The 17,453-nt window shown below is 44.5% G+C and carries 13 protein-coding genes, 7 tRNA genes and 2 rRNA genes; 9 read left to right on the forward strand and 13 right to left on the reverse strand.

The window, feature by feature from the left end; all coding sequences use genetic code 11:
* Positions 1-35: 35 nt before the first annotated feature.
* Together L4D05_RS21055 and L4D05_RS21060 are read right to left on the reverse strand one after the other, a co-directional pair.
* Positions 36-869, reverse strand: a complete 834-nt coding sequence (locus tag L4D05_RS21055) for a LysR family transcriptional regulator (RefSeq protein ID WP_428795196.1) — start codon at positions 867-869, stop codon at positions 36-38.
* Positions 866-1,744, reverse strand: coding sequence for a LysR family transcriptional regulator (locus L4D05_RS21060; RefSeq protein WP_428795197.1), 879 nt, complete (start codon positions 1,742-1,744; stop codon positions 866-868). Before L4D05_RS21060 ends, L4D05_RS21055 begins: the two co-directional genes overlap by 4 nt.
* 159 nt (positions 1,745-1,903) lie before the next feature.
* On the opposite strand from L4D05_RS21060, the gene L4D05_RS21065 reads away from it, so the two are divergent.
* Positions 1,904-2,755, forward strand: coding sequence for a LysR family transcriptional regulator (locus L4D05_RS21065; RefSeq protein ID WP_428795198.1), 852 nt, complete (start codon positions 1,904-1,906; stop codon positions 2,753-2,755).
* A 122-nt stretch (positions 2,756-2,877) separates the two neighbouring features.
* On the forward strand, positions 2,878-3,441 hold the full coding sequence (locus L4D05_RS21070; protein WP_428795199.1) for a porin family protein: 564 nt from the start codon (positions 2,878-2,880) through the stop codon (positions 3,439-3,441).
* A 254-nt stretch (positions 3,442-3,695) separates the two neighbouring features.
* Here the strand turns inward: L4D05_RS21070 and L4D05_RS21075 are convergent.
* The 5 genes from L4D05_RS21075 to L4D05_RS21095 all read right to left on the reverse strand — a co-directional run bounded on the left by L4D05_RS21075 (position 3,696) and on the right by L4D05_RS21095 (position 4,273).
* A tRNA-Pro gene (locus L4D05_RS21075) sits at positions 3,696-3,772 on the reverse strand.
* Between the two features lie 51 nt (positions 3,773-3,823).
* Positions 3,824-3,899, reverse strand: a tRNA-His gene (locus tag L4D05_RS21080).
* Between the two features lie 44 nt (positions 3,900-3,943).
* A tRNA-Pro gene (locus tag L4D05_RS21085) sits at positions 3,944-4,020 on the reverse strand.
* Between the two features lie 68 nt (positions 4,021-4,088).
* A tRNA-His gene (locus L4D05_RS21090) sits at positions 4,089-4,164 on the reverse strand.
* A 32-nt stretch (positions 4,165-4,196) separates the two neighbouring features.
* A tRNA-Arg gene (locus tag L4D05_RS21095) sits at positions 4,197-4,273 on the reverse strand.
* A gap of 300 nt (positions 4,274-4,573) precedes the next feature.
* Between L4D05_RS21095 and L4D05_RS21100 the strand changes: the two genes are divergently transcribed.
* The gene (locus tag L4D05_RS21100) at positions 4,574-4,987 is read left to right on the forward strand and encodes a c-type cytochrome (protein ID WP_428753915.1); all 414 of its coding nucleotides are present in this window, start codon (positions 4,574-4,576) and stop codon (positions 4,985-4,987) included.
* Between the two features lie 78 nt (positions 4,988-5,065).
* Here the strand turns inward: L4D05_RS21100 and rep are convergent, their stop codons facing one another.
* Positions 5,066-7,084: a DNA helicase Rep gene (gene rep, locus L4D05_RS21105; protein WP_265675123.1), complete on the reverse strand. Its 2,019-nt coding sequence runs from the start codon at positions 7,082-7,084 to the stop codon at positions 5,066-5,068.
* Positions 7,085-7,262: 178 nt separating this feature from the next.
* On the opposite strand from rep, the gene L4D05_RS21110 reads away from it, so the two are divergent.
* The 4 genes from L4D05_RS21110 (at position 7,263) to ubiK (ending at position 12,476) form a co-directional block, all read left to right on the forward strand.
* A complete protein-coding gene (locus L4D05_RS21110; protein WP_428753917.1) occupies positions 7,263-7,844 on the forward strand; it encodes a TetR/AcrR family transcriptional regulator in 582 nt (193 codons plus the stop codon).
* Positions 7,845-7,862: 18 nt separating this feature from the next.
* Complete coding sequence (locus L4D05_RS21115; RefSeq protein ID WP_428795200.1) at positions 7,863-8,969, forward strand: efflux RND transporter periplasmic adaptor subunit; 1,107 nt, start codon at positions 7,863-7,865, stop codon at positions 8,967-8,969.
* Between the two features lie 11 nt (positions 8,970-8,980).
* The gene (locus L4D05_RS21120; protein WP_428795201.1) at positions 8,981-12,103 is read left to right on the forward strand and encodes a multidrug efflux RND transporter permease subunit; all 3,123 of its coding nucleotides are present in this window, start codon (positions 8,981-8,983) and stop codon (positions 12,101-12,103) included.
* Between the two features lie 121 nt (positions 12,104-12,224).
* Positions 12,225-12,476 (forward strand): ubiquinone biosynthesis accessory factor UbiK, encoded by a 252-nt coding sequence (ubiK, locus tag L4D05_RS21125; RefSeq protein ID WP_265675119.1) that lies wholly within the window; start codon positions 12,225-12,227, stop codon positions 12,474-12,476.
* A 101-nt stretch (positions 12,477-12,577) separates the two neighbouring features.
* Here the strand turns inward: ubiK and ilvC are convergent, their stop codons facing one another.
* On the reverse strand, positions 12,578-14,062 hold the full coding sequence (gene ilvC, locus L4D05_RS21130) for a ketol-acid reductoisomerase (RefSeq protein WP_428795202.1): 1,485 nt from the start codon (positions 14,060-14,062) through the stop codon (positions 12,578-12,580).
* 145 nt (positions 14,063-14,207) lie between these two features.
* Here ilvC and ilvY point away from each other — a divergent pair, with 145 nt between their 5' ends.
* Both ilvY and L4D05_RS21140 read left to right on the forward strand, forming a co-directional pair.
* Positions 14,208-15,098, forward strand: a complete 891-nt coding sequence (ilvY, locus tag L4D05_RS21135; protein WP_428795203.1) for an HTH-type transcriptional activator IlvY — start codon at positions 14,208-14,210, stop codon at positions 15,096-15,098.
* A gap of 93 nt (positions 15,099-15,191) precedes the next feature.
* Positions 15,192-16,724 (forward strand): phospholipase D family protein, encoded by a 1,533-nt coding sequence (locus L4D05_RS21140; RefSeq protein WP_428795204.1) that lies wholly within the window; start codon positions 15,192-15,194, stop codon positions 16,722-16,724.
* 78 nt (positions 16,725-16,802) lie between these two features.
* Here the strand turns inward: L4D05_RS21140 and L4D05_RS21145 are convergent.
* The 4 genes from L4D05_RS21145 to L4D05_RS21160 form a co-directional block, all read right to left on the reverse strand.
* A tRNA-Trp gene (locus L4D05_RS21145) sits at positions 16,803-16,879 on the reverse strand.
* Between the two features lie 89 nt (positions 16,880-16,968).
* Positions 16,969-17,045 (reverse strand) — tRNA-Asp (locus tag L4D05_RS21150).
* Between the two features lie 58 nt (positions 17,046-17,103).
* Positions 17,104-17,219, reverse strand: a 5S ribosomal RNA gene (gene rrf, locus L4D05_RS21155).
* Between the two features lie 132 nt (positions 17,220-17,351).
* Positions 17,352-17,453, reverse strand: a 23S ribosomal RNA gene (locus L4D05_RS21160); the annotation flags it as partial.

Raw genomic sequence — 17,453 nt, forward strand, 5'->3', positions numbered from 1 at the left:
ATACCATATGTGTCATCACTTTATGACACAGGAAACTACGCATTAACCGCAAATGATTGGCTTAATTGGTGTATTTTTTCCACCAGCTTCAATTCACTATTAACATCACTTTGCCATATCAGTTGATAGCCTATGTTCTCTGAATCTCGCTTGGTAAGTACCAGCTCATGCCCCGCAAGAGACTCCTCGACTTCCCCTTTTGGCAACCAACCAATCCCATAAAACTCACGCATCGCACTTAACATATCTTGAGGTCGATTAAACGAGATTGCATTTAACGAACTGTCGCTCTGTGAACACCATAACGGCTGCCCCTTACTTCCGTGCACAAACATCTGTCGATGTCGTCTACCGGATTGTTCTGGAGCTTGTACTTCGACAAATTCACGCCGGCCAACAGGTTTAGATTGAAGATGAGAAGGTAAGTGCCTAAAAGGTTGAGTGATCGCTATGTCAATTTCTTGTTGAATCAATAATTTCTGTATCGCGTGTGTATCGACTCGAAATAAATCCAAGCTACGCAATGGATTTTCTCGTAATAGCAGTAGCGAAATATCGACCACCTCATAGAAAGACAGGCCATAGTCAAAGCACACGCTCAATTTTTTGACACTACTTCGGCTAGAAAACGCATCCGTTAGCTCTAAGATATTCACTAGTTCCGTTGCCCGCTTTAAAAATCGCTCTCCAAAACGGCTCAACCTTGCAGGTCGACTTCCCGGAGCAAAGAGTTCACCGTCAAGACTAATCTCTAAGCGTCTAATGCTCGCAGTGATAGCTGGTTGAGATTTCCCTAAAGCACGAGCCGCGCTTCTCATGCTGCCATGATGCGCCACCGCAACAAATATTCGGATCTGATCGATGGTCATTGCTGTCCCTCTTGTTGTTGGGATTTATGCATGGCCCAGCCATTGAGCTTTTCCAGCAATTCACTTTTCGCGAGGTGATCACTCCAGAACACCAGGACTCCCCATGCTGCCTTTAAATGAGGCTCATCCTTGACGCTCATTGTCTCTGTTAAATCTATATTGCCAAGAACAGACGACAAATGGCTGGGTACTTTAGCCAAAATAGCCGAAGCCAGGTGGTAATCGCTGACTCGAATTTGCCATGGGCAAGGATAGTCAAAGCGCTTATAAATAGGTACATCAACTCGATTGGGGTGTGAAAGAGACAACTGTGGCAGACTCAACAGCAGGCCACTATCCAAACGAAGTGGGCCATCAAAAGAGTCAAGCTGTGGACTACTTGTCACTAAATAGCTTTCTATATGACCTATAGAGAAAAAATTGCTCGTTTCAGGCCAAGGCAAATCCGCTAACGTCACAACCCAATCTAAACGCTGCTGATTAAACGCCTTGATTAGCTCATCACTTGGTAACAAATAAAACTGACAGCGAATATCAAGATCCATCACACTCCAAAGCAGCTCTTTCATCCAGTGCTGTGGCAACTGGCTATCAATACCTATAGATACTTGACTCGGTGAGACCTGGACGGCGGAGTTCTTTAATTCATAATAACTCGCCACTACCGCCTCAGCCCAAGGCAGTAAGGCTTGTCCCTTTTCTGACAACTGTCGCTTTGCCGTATTTTCGACAAATAACCTCCCCCAACGGGCTTCGAGACTTTGAATAGCCAACGTAACTGGACCGTGAGTTTTGCCTAACTTTTCTGCCGCGGCGACCACAGAGCCTACCTGAGCGACGGCGACGAAGCTTTCTAGCTGTTCAATAGATGCCAAGTGATAACCTTTTTAAACCATAAGCAATAGATATTAGTTCATCAAAGATAATTAACATACTCACAGCTTTCAAGGAGTGGGCTTATGTTTGCTGAGATATCAGGTACGGAGCACTTTGATCATTTAGCACTGTAATAAACGAATTGAATAAGGGTTACCATGAACATCAATGCAATCAAAGCTTTTGTCATGACCACCGAACTTGGGTCTATCTCAGCGGCTGCCAAAGCCATGAACAAAGGTCGCGTCCAAGTCAGTCAATGGATAGCGAATCTCGAGCTCGACTGGGGGATTGAACTGTTTGACCGTGCGGGTCATAAACCGATTCTCACCGAGCAAGGACAAGCACTTCTAGATAAAGCATCATCAATCCTAAGACTGTCTGAAAAACTGGAATCACAAGTCGAGAAAATTAACGGCTCCGGTACAGATCGAATTCGACTTGGGATCACTACTTTTATCAATCCAAAGATAATCTCTCTTCTCATTCACCAACTGCGCGAGATAGAACCTGGCATAGAACTTCAGATTGAGTGTGCGACCTGTGATGACCTAATAGCTTCAGAGCAATACGACTTTATTATCAGCCACTATCCCTATAGTGGTATTGGACAGTGGGAGTTTATGAATGTTACTCAGCGTCAATTTATTTCTGTCTGCGCACCAGGGCATCCAATAGCGCAATTCGACGAAGTATCAACAGAGCAGCTTAGTCAGCACCTCGCGATTGCGATAACACAACAACAAAGTGAATCCGTATGGGGTAACTATAAATTTAATCACTTGTCCGTCAATAACGTAGCCACAGCCAAGCAGCTAGCCAAAGACGGCATTGGTTGGATTAGCATTGATCAAGACTCAATTAAAAATGAGCTCAATCATAATGAACTGGTCATCATCAATCATCACGAGGCCATCCAGCGTAGCAAGTTTGGGCTGGGGTATCGTGACTCTGAGCACTCACTCGGTATCCGAGAAATCATCTACAACGTACTCTGCCAGCATGTTTAGCGCTAGCCCCCATCTCCGTATGGAACCGAGACAGTGTCTGATTTTCGAATGACAGCACGTTTAAATATCATACGCATTGACATACACGATAAGGTCAAAAGACCAAGTTTAATGAGGAAAATATGAAAAAAGTAACATTGAAAACCGCTACAACTCTAGCCCTAGCAACCGCTATCTCTGCACCAGCCTTGGCATCAAGTGATTCTGGCTTCTATGTGGGTACGTATTTAGGGGCTATGTCAGCATCAAACACGGATAACTTTAAAGAAGAGAAAAAAACAGAAAAAGTTAAGGGCAATTTCCGTTCTTTAGGCTTAAAGGCGGGATATGATTTTAATTCAATGTTTGGCGCCGAACTTCGCCATAGTCGTGACAGCGGTAAAATAGAGAAAAATGGGCAAGGTTTAGCTGTCGACCATCAAACGGGGATTTACGGAAAAATGAAGTTTAATGTCTCTGACAGCATTGAGCTCTATGGCCTTGCCGGCGTTAATAACATTCGCTTAAAACAAGCAGGCTTTGCCGCAAACAGCAATAAAAAAACCATTAACTCATTTTCTTACGGTGTGGGGGCTCAGTACAACTTCACTAATTCTCTTGGTGCAAATGTTGAATTAATGAAACTATCAAACCACAAGCATTTTGATGCCCAGTCCATCAATTTAGGTCTAAGCTACAAGTTCTAGCTTCCATTTAACCTACCAAGTTTGCACGGATGCAACTTGTTTCGTTTATAGCGGTATTTCCAACTCTAGTCATTACCTAACCGCTACCAATCACTTTTTCTACATTCCGTATAAACACCTCAACGCATGGCAAGAACACCGTGTATAGCCTCACACGTCTTACGCCTCTCCCATTCTGAATGCACTTCTTTCCCGAACTCTCGTTAAATTGCAGACGAAAAAAAACCTCGTCTTTCGACGAGGTTTCTTAATGGTGGTCGGTGAAGAGGGATTCGAACCCCCGACCCTCTGGTCCCAAACCAGATGCGCTACCAAGCTGCGCTATTCACCGACAATATTTTCTACGATGTTATCGTAAGAGGAAGCTATGCTACCTAATTAATGGGGTGGCTAACGAGATTCGAACTCGCGACCACCGGAATCACAATCCAGGGCTCTACCAACTGAGCTATAGCCACCACTAATTTTGCTTTGTTAAAGCACTAGGCTTTAACTGAAATAGTGGTCGGTGAAGAGGGATTCGAACCCCCGACCCTCTGGTCCCAAACCAGATGCGCTACCAAGCTGCGCTATTCACCGACAATGTTCTTTCGAACGTTTCGTCCCGATTGTAACAATCGAAACTGGAAACCGAGGTTACCAAATAATGGGGTGGCTAACGAGATTCGAACTCGCGACCACCGGAATCACAATCCAGGGCTCTACCAACTGAGCTATAGCCACCATTATATCTTTCGCCAATTTGTTAGTCCGGATGGCGCGCCTGAAAGGATTCGAACCTTCGACCTTTGGCTCCGGAGGCCAACGCTCTATCCAGCTGAGCTACAGGCGCATGCCCTATCGGCGGAGTGGAATAATACGGATATCACACTATGGCGTAAAGCACTTTTTTACTTTTTTTTATTGTTTGCCGTCTTTTTCAGCAGTTATTGGCTTAAAAGAACCAGTATGCGATGTGATTCACCCCGTGAAGCTGAAAACTTGTTGTTTATTGCAACAAGTTAACAGGATATAATCACCCAATATTTACATTGATTTAACAGCCGTTAAGTCTCAATGCAGAATAAACCAAGAATCATAATAAACCCAAGCAAGCTACGACTTGCCACCTTTGGATAGTAAAGTGAGTTTAATGGATATGTCTCGTCAAATCTTAACGGTGTTGTGCGCCGCTCTAACTTTTTCTACCGCTAGCTTTGCAGCGGATGTAAACCAAGCTGAATACGATGCCATTGCTGAACGTATTAAGCCTGTCGGAAACGTATACCTAGCAGGCAGCGAACCTGTTGCGGCTGAACCAGCAGGTCCTAGGGATGGTGCTGCAGTTTATGGCATGTTCTGTACCGCTTGTCACTCGACTGGAATTAGTGGCGCACCTAAAACGGGTGACGCTGCAGATTGGGCTCCACGAATCGCCCAAGGTAAGGATGTACTAAAAGACCACGCAATTAATGGTTTCAACGCCATGCCAGCGAAAGGGTCATGTATGGACTGCTCAGATGACGAGATTGTCGATGCAATCGAACATATGATCGCAGGTTTATAGGCAAAATAGAAAAGGCAGCTCCACAGAGCTGCCTTTTGCTTCTTGATGCTCCCCTTTTTTGTCAATAGGGAAGCAATGCTATTTTTTGTTGAACATGGCCCGGATGTTGGCGATGTGTGTTTGACCTTTTTCCATTCTTTCTTCTTGTGACACTGGCTTTTTAGTTTGCTCCCAGTCCACATCATCAAAAGGCAACTCGTCAAGAAATCGGCTGTGCTCTGGTTTAATGAGCTCACCATACTGCCGTCTTTCTTTACACAGCGAGAACGTCAATTCTTTTTGTGCTCGAGTAATACCGACATACATCAAACGACGCTCTTCTTCGACATTCTCTTCATCAATACTGGTTTGGTGAGGCAAAATACCTTCTTCTGTACCCAGTAGGTAAACGTAAGGAAATTCGAGTCCTTTCGATGAATGCAATGTCATTAACTGAACCGCATCACTATCATCGTCATCCTCACCACGCTCCATCATGTCTCGCAAAGTTAAGCGCTGTACCACCTCTTTCAGTGACTTCTCTTCTTTATCATAATTATCCCCTTCCAAGTCAGCGACAATCCACGAGTAAAGATCAGATACGTTCTTCATACGCATCTCCGCCGCTTTTGCACTTGAAGAAGTTTCATACAGCCAATCTTCGTATTTAATATCACGCACCAATGATCGAACAGCTTCAACTGTATTGCCGCGCTCGGCATTATCACTAATTTTTACTATCCATTGAGTAAAGCGGCGCAGGTTTTCTAGCCCCCGACCTGACAAGTGATGCTCCAAACCCAATTCAAAGCTTGCCTCAAACAAACTTTTGCCACGCATATTGGCGTAGCTGCCTAACTTTTGCAGGGTAACAGGACCAATTTCACGTCGCGGTGTATTCACAATACGCAAGAAAGCGTTATCATCAGCCGGATTCACTAAAATTCGAAGATAAGCCATGATGTCTTTTATTTCTGCGCGCGCAAAAAATGAGGTGCCACCAGAAATTTTGTATGGCACTCGGTTTTGCATCAATACCTTTTCAATCAGTCTTGATTGATGGTTACCTCGATACAAAATGGCATAATCTTTATAGTTAGTTCGATTAACAAAGCGATGACCAATCAACTCACCCGTGATTCTCTCCGCTTCATGATCTTCATTTTTAGCCTTCAAGACTTTTAGTTTTTCACCATCAGGGATTTCGGAAAATAACGATTTATCGAAAATATGAGGGTTATTTGCTATTAGGATATTCGCCGCACGTAGGATTCGACTCGTTGAACGATAGTTTTGCTCGAGCTTGACTACCTTTAAACTCGGGAAGTCTTTACTCAACAAGATGAGGTTTTGTGGTTTCGCTCCTCGCCAAGAGTAGATCGATTGGTCATCGTCACCCACGACAGTAAAACGCGAACGCTCGCCAACAAGCAGTTTCACCAATTCATATTGGCTAGTATTGGTATCTTGGTATTCATCCACCAAAAGGTACTGAATTTTTCTCTGCCAACGCTGGCGAACTTCTTCATTGTTCTTTAGCAGCAAAACCGGCATCGCGATCAGATCATCAAAATCCAAGGCGTTGTAAGCTTTCATTTGCTCTAGGTACATCTCGTAGCAAAAGGCAAATAATTGCTCTTGCTCTGAGCGAGCGGCTCCTTTGACATGTTCTGCCGATAACATGTCATTCTTCCAGTTTGAAATAGCACTCATCAGGGAACGCAACAGATCTTTATCACCGTCAAGCTGCTGCTCTGTGAGCTCTTTCAATAGTGCGAGCTGATCCTGATCGTCAAATAGCGAAAAGCCAGCTTTAAGGCCCAGCGCTTTGTACTCACGACGAATAATATTGAGTCCCATGGTATGAAAGGTAGAAACCAATAAGCCTTTTGACTCATTCTTACCCAACGTCTGACCAACCCGCTCTTTCATTTCTCGAGCCGCCTTGTTGGTAAAGGTCACTGCTGCGATATTTCTCGCCTTGTAACCACAGTTTTGTACAAGATGAGCTATCTTATTAGTAATCACACGAGTTTTACCCGAACCTGCACCAGCAAGAACGAGACAAGGTCCAGAGACGTATTTTACAGCCATATCTTGCTGTGGGTTCAGCTTCATTATTGCACTCACTACTACGGATTTGTAACGGGCACATAATAGACCGCTGTAAGATAAGATGCCACGCTATGTCTGTCTTTCTTTAATTTTATAGAACATAGCTTAAAAATAAGTTGCATAAATATAGGGCAATTGCTTTATAATGAATGAACGTTCATTCACTAATTGCGGATGATTGATGAGCATAATGAACCAAAAAGACAAACGGCTACAAATACTAGAAGCGGCGCAAAGAATGGTCGCAGAGGTTGGCATCCAAGGCATATCAATGCAAAAACTTGCCAACGAGGCTGGCGTCGCTGCGGGAACGATTTATCGCTACTTTAATGACAAAGATCACCTGCTTGATGAACTTCGCCTTCATGTCGTGTCTTGTATGGCCGAAGCAGTACAAGTTGGCGTTGAAGCCGATAAACCACTCAAGGTGCAATATCGAACCATGTGGCTAAACATATGGCGGATTGCAGCCTCAAATAATGATTCACTACAGACTCGTGCCCAATACGATTCTATTCCTTCAAAGAATAATCAGGCAACTCGGGAACAAGAACGAAAATTGTTTGCCCAAGTAGACAACCTATTCACTGAAGGAAAGAAACAAGGGGTTTTCAAAGACCTCGATAATGAAATCCTTTCGGGATTAAGCTTAGAAGCCAGCGTTTCGCTTGCCAGAAAGCATGCTCTCGGATTATATCAACTGGATGACAACGCGCTAGAATCTGCGATTGAAGCCAGTTGGGATGCAATAATAAAACACTAATTTGGAGTTTTCGTCAGAATGAAAAAGTGGACATTTTTCATGCTTCTTATCGCCGTACTACTTTTCGGTAGCGTGATAGGATTTAACATGTTTAAGCAGCAAAAAATTGCTGAATACCTGGCTAACCGACCAGAGCCTGAGTTCCCTGTCACAGCAACCACTGTCAAACCTGTTGACTGGGTTCCTGTTATTGAAGTGATCGGTTTTGTTGAACCAAACCAAGGTGTCACGCTAACGACAGAAACAAGTGGTGTTATCGACAGTATTTCATTTACATCTGGCTCTCAAGTTGAAGTCGGCCAAGAACTGTTAAAGCTCGATTCTGATGTTGAAAAGGCCAACCTAAAAAGCGCCGAAGCCCGATTGCCAGCAGCTAAAGCCAAGTATAAGCGCTATCAGGGACTCTATAAAAAGGGGTCTATTTCTAGAGAAGCTTATGACGAAGCGGAAGCGAACTACTATTCGCTATCTGCTGATATTGAAAGCTTAAAGGCATCTATTGACCGCCGTGAAATCAAAGCACCATTTGCTGGCGTAGTCGGTATTCGTAATGTGTTCCTAGGCCAATACCTACAACCAAGTGATAAAATCGTTCGCTTGGAAGACATCAGTGTCATGAAGCTGCGCTTTACCGTGCCACAAACTGACTTTTCAAGAATCTCAATTGGACAAGATGTCGATATCTTTGTAGATGCATACCCTGATCAAGCCTTTAAAGGCTCAATTAGCGCTATTGAACCTGCGGTTAGTATTCAAAGTGGTTTGATTCAAGTGCAGGCTGACATTCCCAACAATGACGGGCGTCTACGTAGCGGCATGTTTGCGCGTGCCAATATCATTCTGCCAAAACTAGAAAACCAAGTCACTCTGCCTCAAACTGCGATTACTTTCACGCTCTATGGCGACAATGTTTATATTGTTGAAGATGTAGACGGTGAACAACGCGTTAAGCAACAAGTGATTAAAGTGGGTGAACGCACAGGTGATATCGCTCACATCCTTGAGGGAGTAAAAGCCAATGATGTCGTGGTCACATCTGGCCAAGTTCGTTTAAACAATGACGCTAAAGTTCGCATTGTTGAAAGCGACGCGACTGTTCCCCCTGCTAAAACACCGATGCTGTAATTGGAGGCAAAATGCGTTTTACTGATATTTTCATAAAACGTCCTGTTCTTGCGGTATCCATCAGCTTTTTGATTGCCTTGCTTGGCTTGCAAGCAGTTTTCAAAATGCAGGTACGTGAATACCCAGAAATGACGAATACCGTAGTAACCGTGACAACGAGTTACTACGGTGCAAGTGCTGACTTAATCCAGGGCTTTATTACGCAGCCTCTGGAGCAAGCTGTCGCGCAAGCCGATAATATTGACTACATGACATCACAATCTGTATTGGGTAAATCCACCATTACAGTCACGATGAAGCTCAATACGAATCCCAATGCGGCGCTGTCCGATATTTTGGCAAAAACCAACTCGGTGCGTTCCCAGCTTCCTCGTGAGTCTGAAGATCCAACCGTAACCATGTCTACCGGTTCTACAACTGCGGTACTTTATATTGGTTTTACGAGTGATGAACTTGCATCAAGCCAGATTACCGATTACCTAGAGCGAGTGATCAACCCACAGCTCTTTACGGTAAATGGTGTATCTAAAGTCGACATGTATGGCGGCATGAAATACGCATTACGTGTTTGGCTTGATCCGCTTAAAATGGCGGCGCTCAAGTTAACCGCAACGGACATTATGAATGTCCTTAACGCGAATAACTACCAATCGGCAGCGGGCCAAGCTACTGGTGAGTTTGTTCTTTACAACGGCAGTGCCGACACCCAAGTATCGAATACTGAAGAGTTAAGTAACTTGGTCGTTATGGCTGACGATGGTGAAGTCACTCGTTTAGGCGATATCGCTAAGGTAACGCTAGAAAAGAGCCATGATGTCTATCGTGCGAGTGCTAACGGACAAGAAGCGGTGGTTACCGCTATCAATGCCGCGCCAAGTGCTAACCCGATTAACATCGCTGCAGATGTGCTGAAGCTTCTTCCTGATCTAGAGAAGAACTTACCAAGCAACATCAAAATGAACGTCATGTACGATTCAACCGTGGCCATTAACGAATCCATTCAAGAAGTAATAAAGACGATCCTTGAAGCAGCGTTAATTGTTTTGGTGGTTATTACGTTGTTCCTAGGTTCATTCCGTGCCGTTTTAATTCCAATCGTGACGATTCCATTATCGTTGATTGGTGTGGCTATGATCATGCAAGCTATTGGGTTCTCTTGGAACTTAATGACGCTACTTGCCATGGTGCTCGCAATCGGCCTAGTGGTTGATGATGCGATCGTTGTACTAGAAAACGTCGATCGACACATTAAACTTGGTGAGTCACCGTTCCGTGCAGCGATCATTGGTACACGTGAAATCGCCGTACCCGTCATCGCAATGACATTAACACTAGGTGCCGTATATGCCCCAATTGCATTGATGGGTGGTATTACTGGTTCCTTGTTTAAAGAATTTGCTTTGACCCTTGCTGGAGCAGTATTCATTTCAGGGATTATCGCGTTAACCCTATCGCCAATGATGTGTTCTAAGCTACTAAAAGCCAACGAAACGCCAAGCAAATTTGAGCAAAAAGTACATCATGTTTTAGACAAGATGACGGCACGCTACGAAAAAATGCTTTCGGCAGTGATGTTACATAGACCTGTCATCATTGGTTTTGCGATCATTGTGTTTGCCAGCCTCCCGTTATTGTTCAAGTTCATTCCTAGTGAACTGGCACCATCGGAAGATAAAGGCGTAGTCATGTTGATGGGTACAGGCCCGTCTAACGCTAACCTCGACTACTTACAAAACACCATGAACGACGTCAATCAGATCTTAACTGAACAGCCTGAAGTTCAGTTTGCTCAAGTCTTTACGGGCGTGCCTAATTCAAACCAAGCATTTGGTATTGCTTCCATGGTTCCTTGGAGCCAACGTGAAGCAAGTCAGGCAGAAGTGGCGAACCGTGTAGGTCAACTGGTCAGCAATGTTCCTGGAATGGCGGTGACAGCCTTCCAAATGCCTGAACTGCCTGGCGCAGGCTCTGGTCTACCGATTCAGTTTGTCATTACTACGCCAAACAGCTTTGAGAGCCTATTTACCATCGCTTCTGATGTTTGGACTGATGTTCAACAGAACGCTCAGTTCGTATATTCAACGCTAGATCTTAACTATGACTCTGCCACGATGAAAATCAATATCGATAAAGATATGGCAGGTGCCTATGGCGTAACGATGCAAGATATTGGTGTAACGCTGAGTACAATGATGGCTGATGGATACGTTAACCGTATCGATTTAAATGGTCGTTCGTATGAAGTTATTCCACAGGTAGAGCGTAAGTATCGTCTAAACCCAGAGTCTATGAACACATACTTTGTTCGCTCTGCTGATGGGCAAGCTATTCCGCTAGGAAGTCTTATTTCCATTGATGTCGTTGCTGAGCCTCGTTCGCTGCCTCACTTCAACCAACTAAACTCAGCAACCGTTGGCGCCGTTCCGGCTCCTGGTGTGGCGATGGGTGATGCTATTACTTGGTTTGAATCGGTAGCAGAGAACAAGCTGCCAAATGGTTACAGTCATGACTATATGGGTGAAGCACGACAGTACGTAACTGAAGGTAGCGCGCTATATGCAACCTTTGGCCTTGCTCTTGCTATCATCTTCTTAGTACTTGCCATCCAATTTGAGTCTATTAAAGACCCATTCGTTATCATGGTTTCAGTACCATTAGCGATTTGTGGAGCCTTGATTGCACTTGCTTGGGGTGCTGCAACAATGAATATCTACTCCCAAGTAGGTCTCATTACTCTTGTTGGCTTAATCACTAAGCACGGTATCTTGATTTGTGAAGTAGCAAAAGAAGAGCAACTGCATAACAAACTCAACCGTATGGATGCCGTAAAAGAAGCCGCTAAAGTACGTCTACGTCCAATACTGATGACAACAGCAGCGATGATTGCTGGCCTTATTCCACTCATGTATGCGACAGGTGCAGGGGCAGCACAACGCTTCAGTATCGGTATTGTTATCGTATCTGGATTGGCTATCGGTACACTGTTTACTCTGTTTGTTCTTCCAGTAATTTATACGTACCTTGCAGAGAAACACAAACCCCTACCGACATTTGTTGAGGACAAAGATTTAGAAAAGTTAGCTCGCGTTGATGAAGCGAAAGCCGCTCATCGAGAACTCGCGGACAACAAATAATCTTCTCTACAAATGACTAAACTCTAAAAGGCCACATTGTGGCCTTTTTTATTGCCTAAATTGGCGACAATCTTAACTGAATTACATAAAATGTTGAGTAACTGCAAAGGAGCTAATTGAAATGTTTGACCCAAAGAAACTAGAACAAATTGCCAGACAGATCCACGACTCTATGCCTCAGCCTGTCAAAGAGCTCGGCACCGATGTTGATCAAAAAGTTCGTCAGGTTATTCAAGGCCAACTCAACAAGCTTGATGTTGTAAGCCGGGAAGAATTTGATGTACAAACCCAAGTGCTGCTACGCACTCGCCAGAAGCTAACCGAAATGGAACAGAAGCTTGCAGAGTTAGAGCAAAAGCTATCGGAAAAATAACATCACTGTCCGAACTATCGATGCCACCTCTGTGGTTTCAGATAAATAAAAAGGCTTACCTCTCGGTAAGCCTTTTTTATTACTTAATGCTAGGTAGTCACTTAACCACCAACAGCAATACGCTTCATGTCAGTCATGTAACCACGTAGCTCTTCACCAATGTATTCTACTGGATGATTACGTACAGCCTCATTTACTTCAATCAGCTTGCCGTTGTCCACTTGGTTAGATGTTTCACCTAGACCACGACCAATTACATCCGTTTCTACGCTAGGCATGAACTTCTCGCGAAGTAATGGTGTTGCAACGTTGGCAAATAGGTAGTTGCCATATTCTGCTGTATCAGAGATAACAACGTTCATCTCATACAGACGCTTACGAGCAACTGTGTTAGCAATAAGTGGTAACTCATGTAACGATTCGTAGTATGCAGACTCATCAATAATGCCCGACGCTGTCATCGCTTCAAATGCAAGCTCAACACCAGCACGAACCATCGCTACCATCAAAATACCGTTATCGAAGTACTCTTGCTCTGAAATTTCAATATCGCTTGATGGGTAGTTTTCAAATGCTGTTTCACCCGTTTCTTCACGCCAGCCAAATAGATTCGCATCGTCATTTGCCCAATCTGCCATCATCGTGCTAGAGAAGTGACCAGAAATAATGTCGTCCATATGCTTGTTATACAATGGGCGCATTAGGTCTTTAAGTTCTTCTGATAAATCAAAAGCTTTAACTTTTGCAGGGTTCGACAGACGATCCATCATATGAGTGATGCCGCCAAACTTGAGTGCTTCTGTAATAGTTTCCCAACCATACTGTAGCAACTTACCCGCGTAGCCTTCTTCGATGCCATCTGCGATCATTTTTTCATAACAAACAATCGAACCGGCTTGAAGCATGCCACATAGGATAGTTTGCTCACCCATAAGGTCAGATTTAACTTCAGCAACAAAAGAAGACTCAAGAACACCTGCGCGATGTCCGCCTGTTGCCGCAGCCCAGGCTTTAGCAATCTCTAGACCATCACCTTGAGGGTCATTCTCAGGGTGAACAGCAATCAGTGTTGGAACACCAAAGCCACGCTTATACTCTTCACGAACTTCGGTACCAGGGCATTTAGGTGCAACCATTACTACCGTCAAATCTTCACGGATCTGCATGCCTTCTTCAACAATATTAAAACCGTGAGAGTAACCTAGAGAAGCACCTTGCTTCATAAGCGGCATCACCGTTTCAACGACGTTAGAGTGCTGTTTGTCTGGTGTTAGGTTAACCACGAGGTCTGCTTGGGGAATAAGGTCTTCATAGCTACCAACAACAAAACCATTATCTTTCGCATTCTTAAACGACTGACGCTGTTCATCAATCGCTGCTTGACGAAGAGCATAAGAAACATCAAGCCCAGAGTCACGCATGTTAAGGCCTTGGTTAAGACCTTGCGCACCACAACCGACAATAACTACTTTTTTACCTTTCAGGTAATCCGCTTCAGAAGCAAATTCAGAACGATCCATGAAACGACAACGACCTAGTTGGTCCAATTGTTGACGCAAGTTTAGAGTATTAAAATAGTTAGCCATAGTTGGGCTCTCCTGTTGAATTCTATCCATAGTGCCGATGCTTATCATCGAATGACTTCATACTAAAACAGACTTTAAGTTGCTTAAAGTGAAATATTCACAAGTTGTGATTGCAATTAATGCAACTACATTTATCCTAAGTAATATGAATATAAAAAGTCTCCAAGCTTTTATTCACCTCTGTGAAAGTAAAAGCTTTAGCAAAACCGCAACAGCAATGCACATCAGTGCATCTGCTTTAAGCCGACAAATTCAAAAGCTAGAACAAGACACACATCAAAGCCTGTTCTTGCGTGACAACCGCTCGGTAGAGCTGACGCCAGCTGGCAAGAAATTATTGCCTATCGCCGTCAACATCGTGAGCGAATGGCAACAGTTTCAATCAGACAGCCAACATGGTGAACAAGAACTTCGCGGCAAGTTACGACTGTTTTGTTCAGTCACCGCAAGTTACAGCCATCTGCCCGAACTATTGGCAGAGTTCAGGCTGCTCTATCCTTACATAGAGTTTGAGCTCTCAACAGGCGATCCCGCGCAAGCAATAGACAAGGTCATGAATGATGAAACCGACATTGCTATCTCTGCTTTGCCCGAACTGCTTCCGGCACGACTAGAGTTTGAGACCATCAGTGAGATCCCACTATCCGTCATAGCACCAGTAGGAGTCAGCAGCTTTGGTTCTGAGCTTACTGATGGTATGCCAGACTGGAGTAAGATCCCGTTTATCGTCCCAGAAGCGGGTACCGCTCGCGAAAGAGCTAATCTCTGGTTTAAAAAGATGCGCATTAAGCCCAACATCTATGCGCAAGTATCGGGTCACGAAGCCATTGTTAGCATGGTGGCATTGGGATGTGGCGTGGGCATTGCACCAGAGGTCGTTATCGTCAACAGTCCGGTTAGAGACAAGATCCAGCGTCTGAAACTGGAGCCCATCAAGCCATTCAAGCTAGGAGTGGTGTGTAAACGTTCGAATCTCGATAACCCACTGCTTTCCGCATTCTGGAAAGTCGCAGAGAAGGTCTACATTCAACCTTAATAAGGCTCCGTGGGATAACATCGTTGGGATACTTTATTACCCAAGTTACCGATACTATATGGTTAGTTTTCTGCTCAATAGGCTCATTGTCTTATGCTCACATTCAAAAGAACGGTTATCGCTTGTACATCTCTAGTGCTATTGGGTTGTACGTCTGCTCCAGATAGTGTGCCCTTATCTGAGAAGGACTATTGCGCAGAACTCTCCAACAAAGAGCACCTGCCGCTATCTCACTATACTCAACCTTTCGAGACTGAAATAAAGAGCAGTACAGGTGTTTATGTCTTGGAGCAAGGGGCAGAAGCGATGATGTCTCGAGCTTGGTTGACCGAGCGGGCAGAAACTTCCATCGATGTGCAGTACTTTATCTTCTCAGTTGATAACGTCGGTTTAATTGCCACCGACTATCTTGTCAGAGCGGCTGAACGAGGTGTTAAAGTTCGAGTATTGGTGGATGACATCATGCTCGCCGCTAAAGGGGATGAGCTACTCATGTTGGCCGCTCATGACAACTTTGAAATAAAGATATACAACCCTAACGCGAATATTGGCAAAAACATCGTGCAGAAGATGACGACAGTCTTAACTGATTTCCACGGTATCAATCAGCGAATGCACAACAAGGTCTTTTTAGTCGATGACCAAGTGGCCATTACTGGGGGCAGAAACATTGCTGACGAATACTTCGGCTTCGACCACGAGTATAACTTCCGCGATAGAGATGTGTTTCTCGCAGGCAAAGCGGTTGAAGAGATCGACACCTCCTTTGAGCAGTACTGGAGTAGCCCGCTCAGTATCCCTGTCGAAGATCTATTCAAATCCAATCCCTATGACAGCAACCCAGACTTTTCACGGTTGCACTCCTATGCCTGTAATCCGAAACATTTTCATCCTGAGATAAGAGCTGAAATAGATAAGGTACCAGAGACCTTTAAGGCACTGTCTAAAGAGGGAAAATTCTTATTCGTTGATAAAGTTGAATACATCGCCGATAAGCCAGGTAAGAACGATCGTCAGACCTTCTTAGGTGGGGGTAGCATCACTCGCGACAAGCTAATTGATCTCGCTGAAAGCGCACAAGCATCAATTTTGATCCAAACTCCCTATCTGGTGACGACTAAAAAGGATCGTGAGTTTCTACGCAGTTTGGTTGAAAAGGGCATTTCAATAAAGATCTTAACCAATAGCCTAGCTTCCAATGACAACCTCGCCGCGTTTAGTGGTTACCAGAGAAACCGGAAGCAGCTTTTGGCCACGGGTGTAGAGGTTTATGAGTTTAAACCCGATGCCGAGGTTAGGCAGCGGGTAATGACCGAGCATATGTACAAGAAACTGCCAACCACACCTATCTTTGGTCTCCACGCTAAAAGCATGACGATTGACGACACAGTTACCGTCGTTGGTACCTACAATCTTGACCCACGTAGCGCTCATTTGAACACAGAGAGCTTTGCTATTATCCACTCACCAGAGATCACCGAGCACGTGTCACAAGCGATGAGGATGGAAATGGAACCTGAGAATGCATGGCGGATAACGAAAGACTTTAACCCTGATAATGAAGTCAGCGTAACCAAAAGGGTTGGCGTAAAGCTGCATCGCATCGTTCCTAAGAACATTCTTTAGCTTTAGTAGCACTGATGGGTTGGAGCGGCATAGGGATAAAACGAAAAAGGCCCTGACCTAAGTCAGAGCCTTTGAATATGGCAGGGGTGGAGAGATTCGAACTCCCAACACGCGGATTTGGAATCCGCTGCTCTGCCAATTGGAGCTACACCCCTAAACTGTTTCTAATCTATGCCAATTGACTCAATAAATCAACATGATAGATTCAAAAAAGCCTCGTCATTTGACGAGGCTTTTTAATAAGTGGCGGAGTGGACGGGACTCGAACCCGCGACCCCCGGCGTGACAGGCCGGTATTCTAACCAACTGAACTACCACTCCGCAGTGGCTCTATCTAAAGTCTTACCTAAGTTGTGCTTCAAATAGATGTCTGTTCAAAGCCTGGCGATGTCCTACTCTCACATGGGGAAACCCCACACTACCATCGGCGCTACTGCGTTTCACTTCTGAGTTCGGCATGGGATCAGGTGGGTCCGCAACGCTATGGTCGCCAAGCAAATTCTTCTTTTACTTTCAGCTTTTATTAAAARCTRAAGGCAAAATTAATYYGGAAAGCTAATAAAAGTTCTTTAATACACATTCAATTATGTTCTTGCTTTGAGTCCATCAAAACCCTTTGGGTGTTGTATGGTTAAGCCTCACGGGCAATTAGTACAGGTTAGCTCAATGCCTCGCAGCACTTACACACCCTGCCTATCAACGTTCTAGTCTTGAACAACCCTTTAGGAC

Source organism: Vibrio nomapromontoriensis, assembly GCF_050337205.1.
In the GTDB taxonomy this organism is placed as follows: Bacteria; Pseudomonadota; Gammaproteobacteria; order Enterobacterales; family Vibrionaceae; genus Vibrio; species Vibrio nomapromontoriensis.

What these genes read in the sequence shown, in the direction of transcription:
- L4D05_RS21070 (WP_428795199.1), top strand. Translation starts at nt 2,878, where the DNA reads ATGAAAAAAGTAACATTGAAAACCGCTACAACTCTAGCCCTAGCAACC.
- L4D05_RS21065 (WP_428795198.1), top strand. Translation starts at nt 1,904, where the DNA reads ATGAACATCAATGCAATCAAAGCTTTTGTCATGACCACCGAACTTGGG.
- ilvY (WP_428795203.1), top strand. Translation starts at nt 14,208, where the DNA reads ATGAATATAAAAAGTCTCCAAGCTTTTATTCACCTCTGTGAAAGTAAA.
- ubiK (WP_265675119.1), top strand. Translation starts at nt 12,225, where the DNA reads ATGTTTGACCCAAAGAAACTAGAACAAATTGCCAGACAGATCCACGAC.
- L4D05_RS21055 (WP_428795196.1), bottom strand. Translation starts at nt 869, where the DNA reads ATGACCATCGATCAGATCCGAATATTTGTTGCGGTGGCGCATCATGGC.
- rep (WP_265675123.1), bottom strand. Translation starts at nt 7,084, where the DNA reads ATGAAGCTGAACCCACAGCAAGATATGGCTGTAAAATACGTCTCTGGA.
- L4D05_RS21115 (WP_428795200.1), top strand. Translation starts at nt 7,863, where the DNA reads ATGAAAAAGTGGACATTTTTCATGCTTCTTATCGCCGTACTACTTTTC.
- L4D05_RS21120 (WP_428795201.1), top strand. Translation starts at nt 8,981, where the DNA reads ATGCGTTTTACTGATATTTTCATAAAACGTCCTGTTCTTGCGGTATCC.
- ilvC (WP_428795202.1), bottom strand. Translation starts at nt 14,062, where the DNA reads ATGGCTAACTATTTTAATACTCTAAACTTGCGTCAACAATTGGACCAA.
- L4D05_RS21110 (WP_428753917.1), top strand. Translation starts at nt 7,263, where the DNA reads ATGAGCATAATGAACCAAAAAGACAAACGGCTACAAATACTAGAAGCG.
- L4D05_RS21140 (WP_428795204.1), top strand. Translation starts at nt 15,192, where the DNA reads ATGCTCACATTCAAAAGAACGGTTATCGCTTGTACATCTCTAGTGCTA.
- L4D05_RS21100 (WP_428753915.1), top strand. Translation starts at nt 4,574, where the DNA reads ATGGATATGTCTCGTCAAATCTTAACGGTGTTGTGCGCCGCTCTAACT.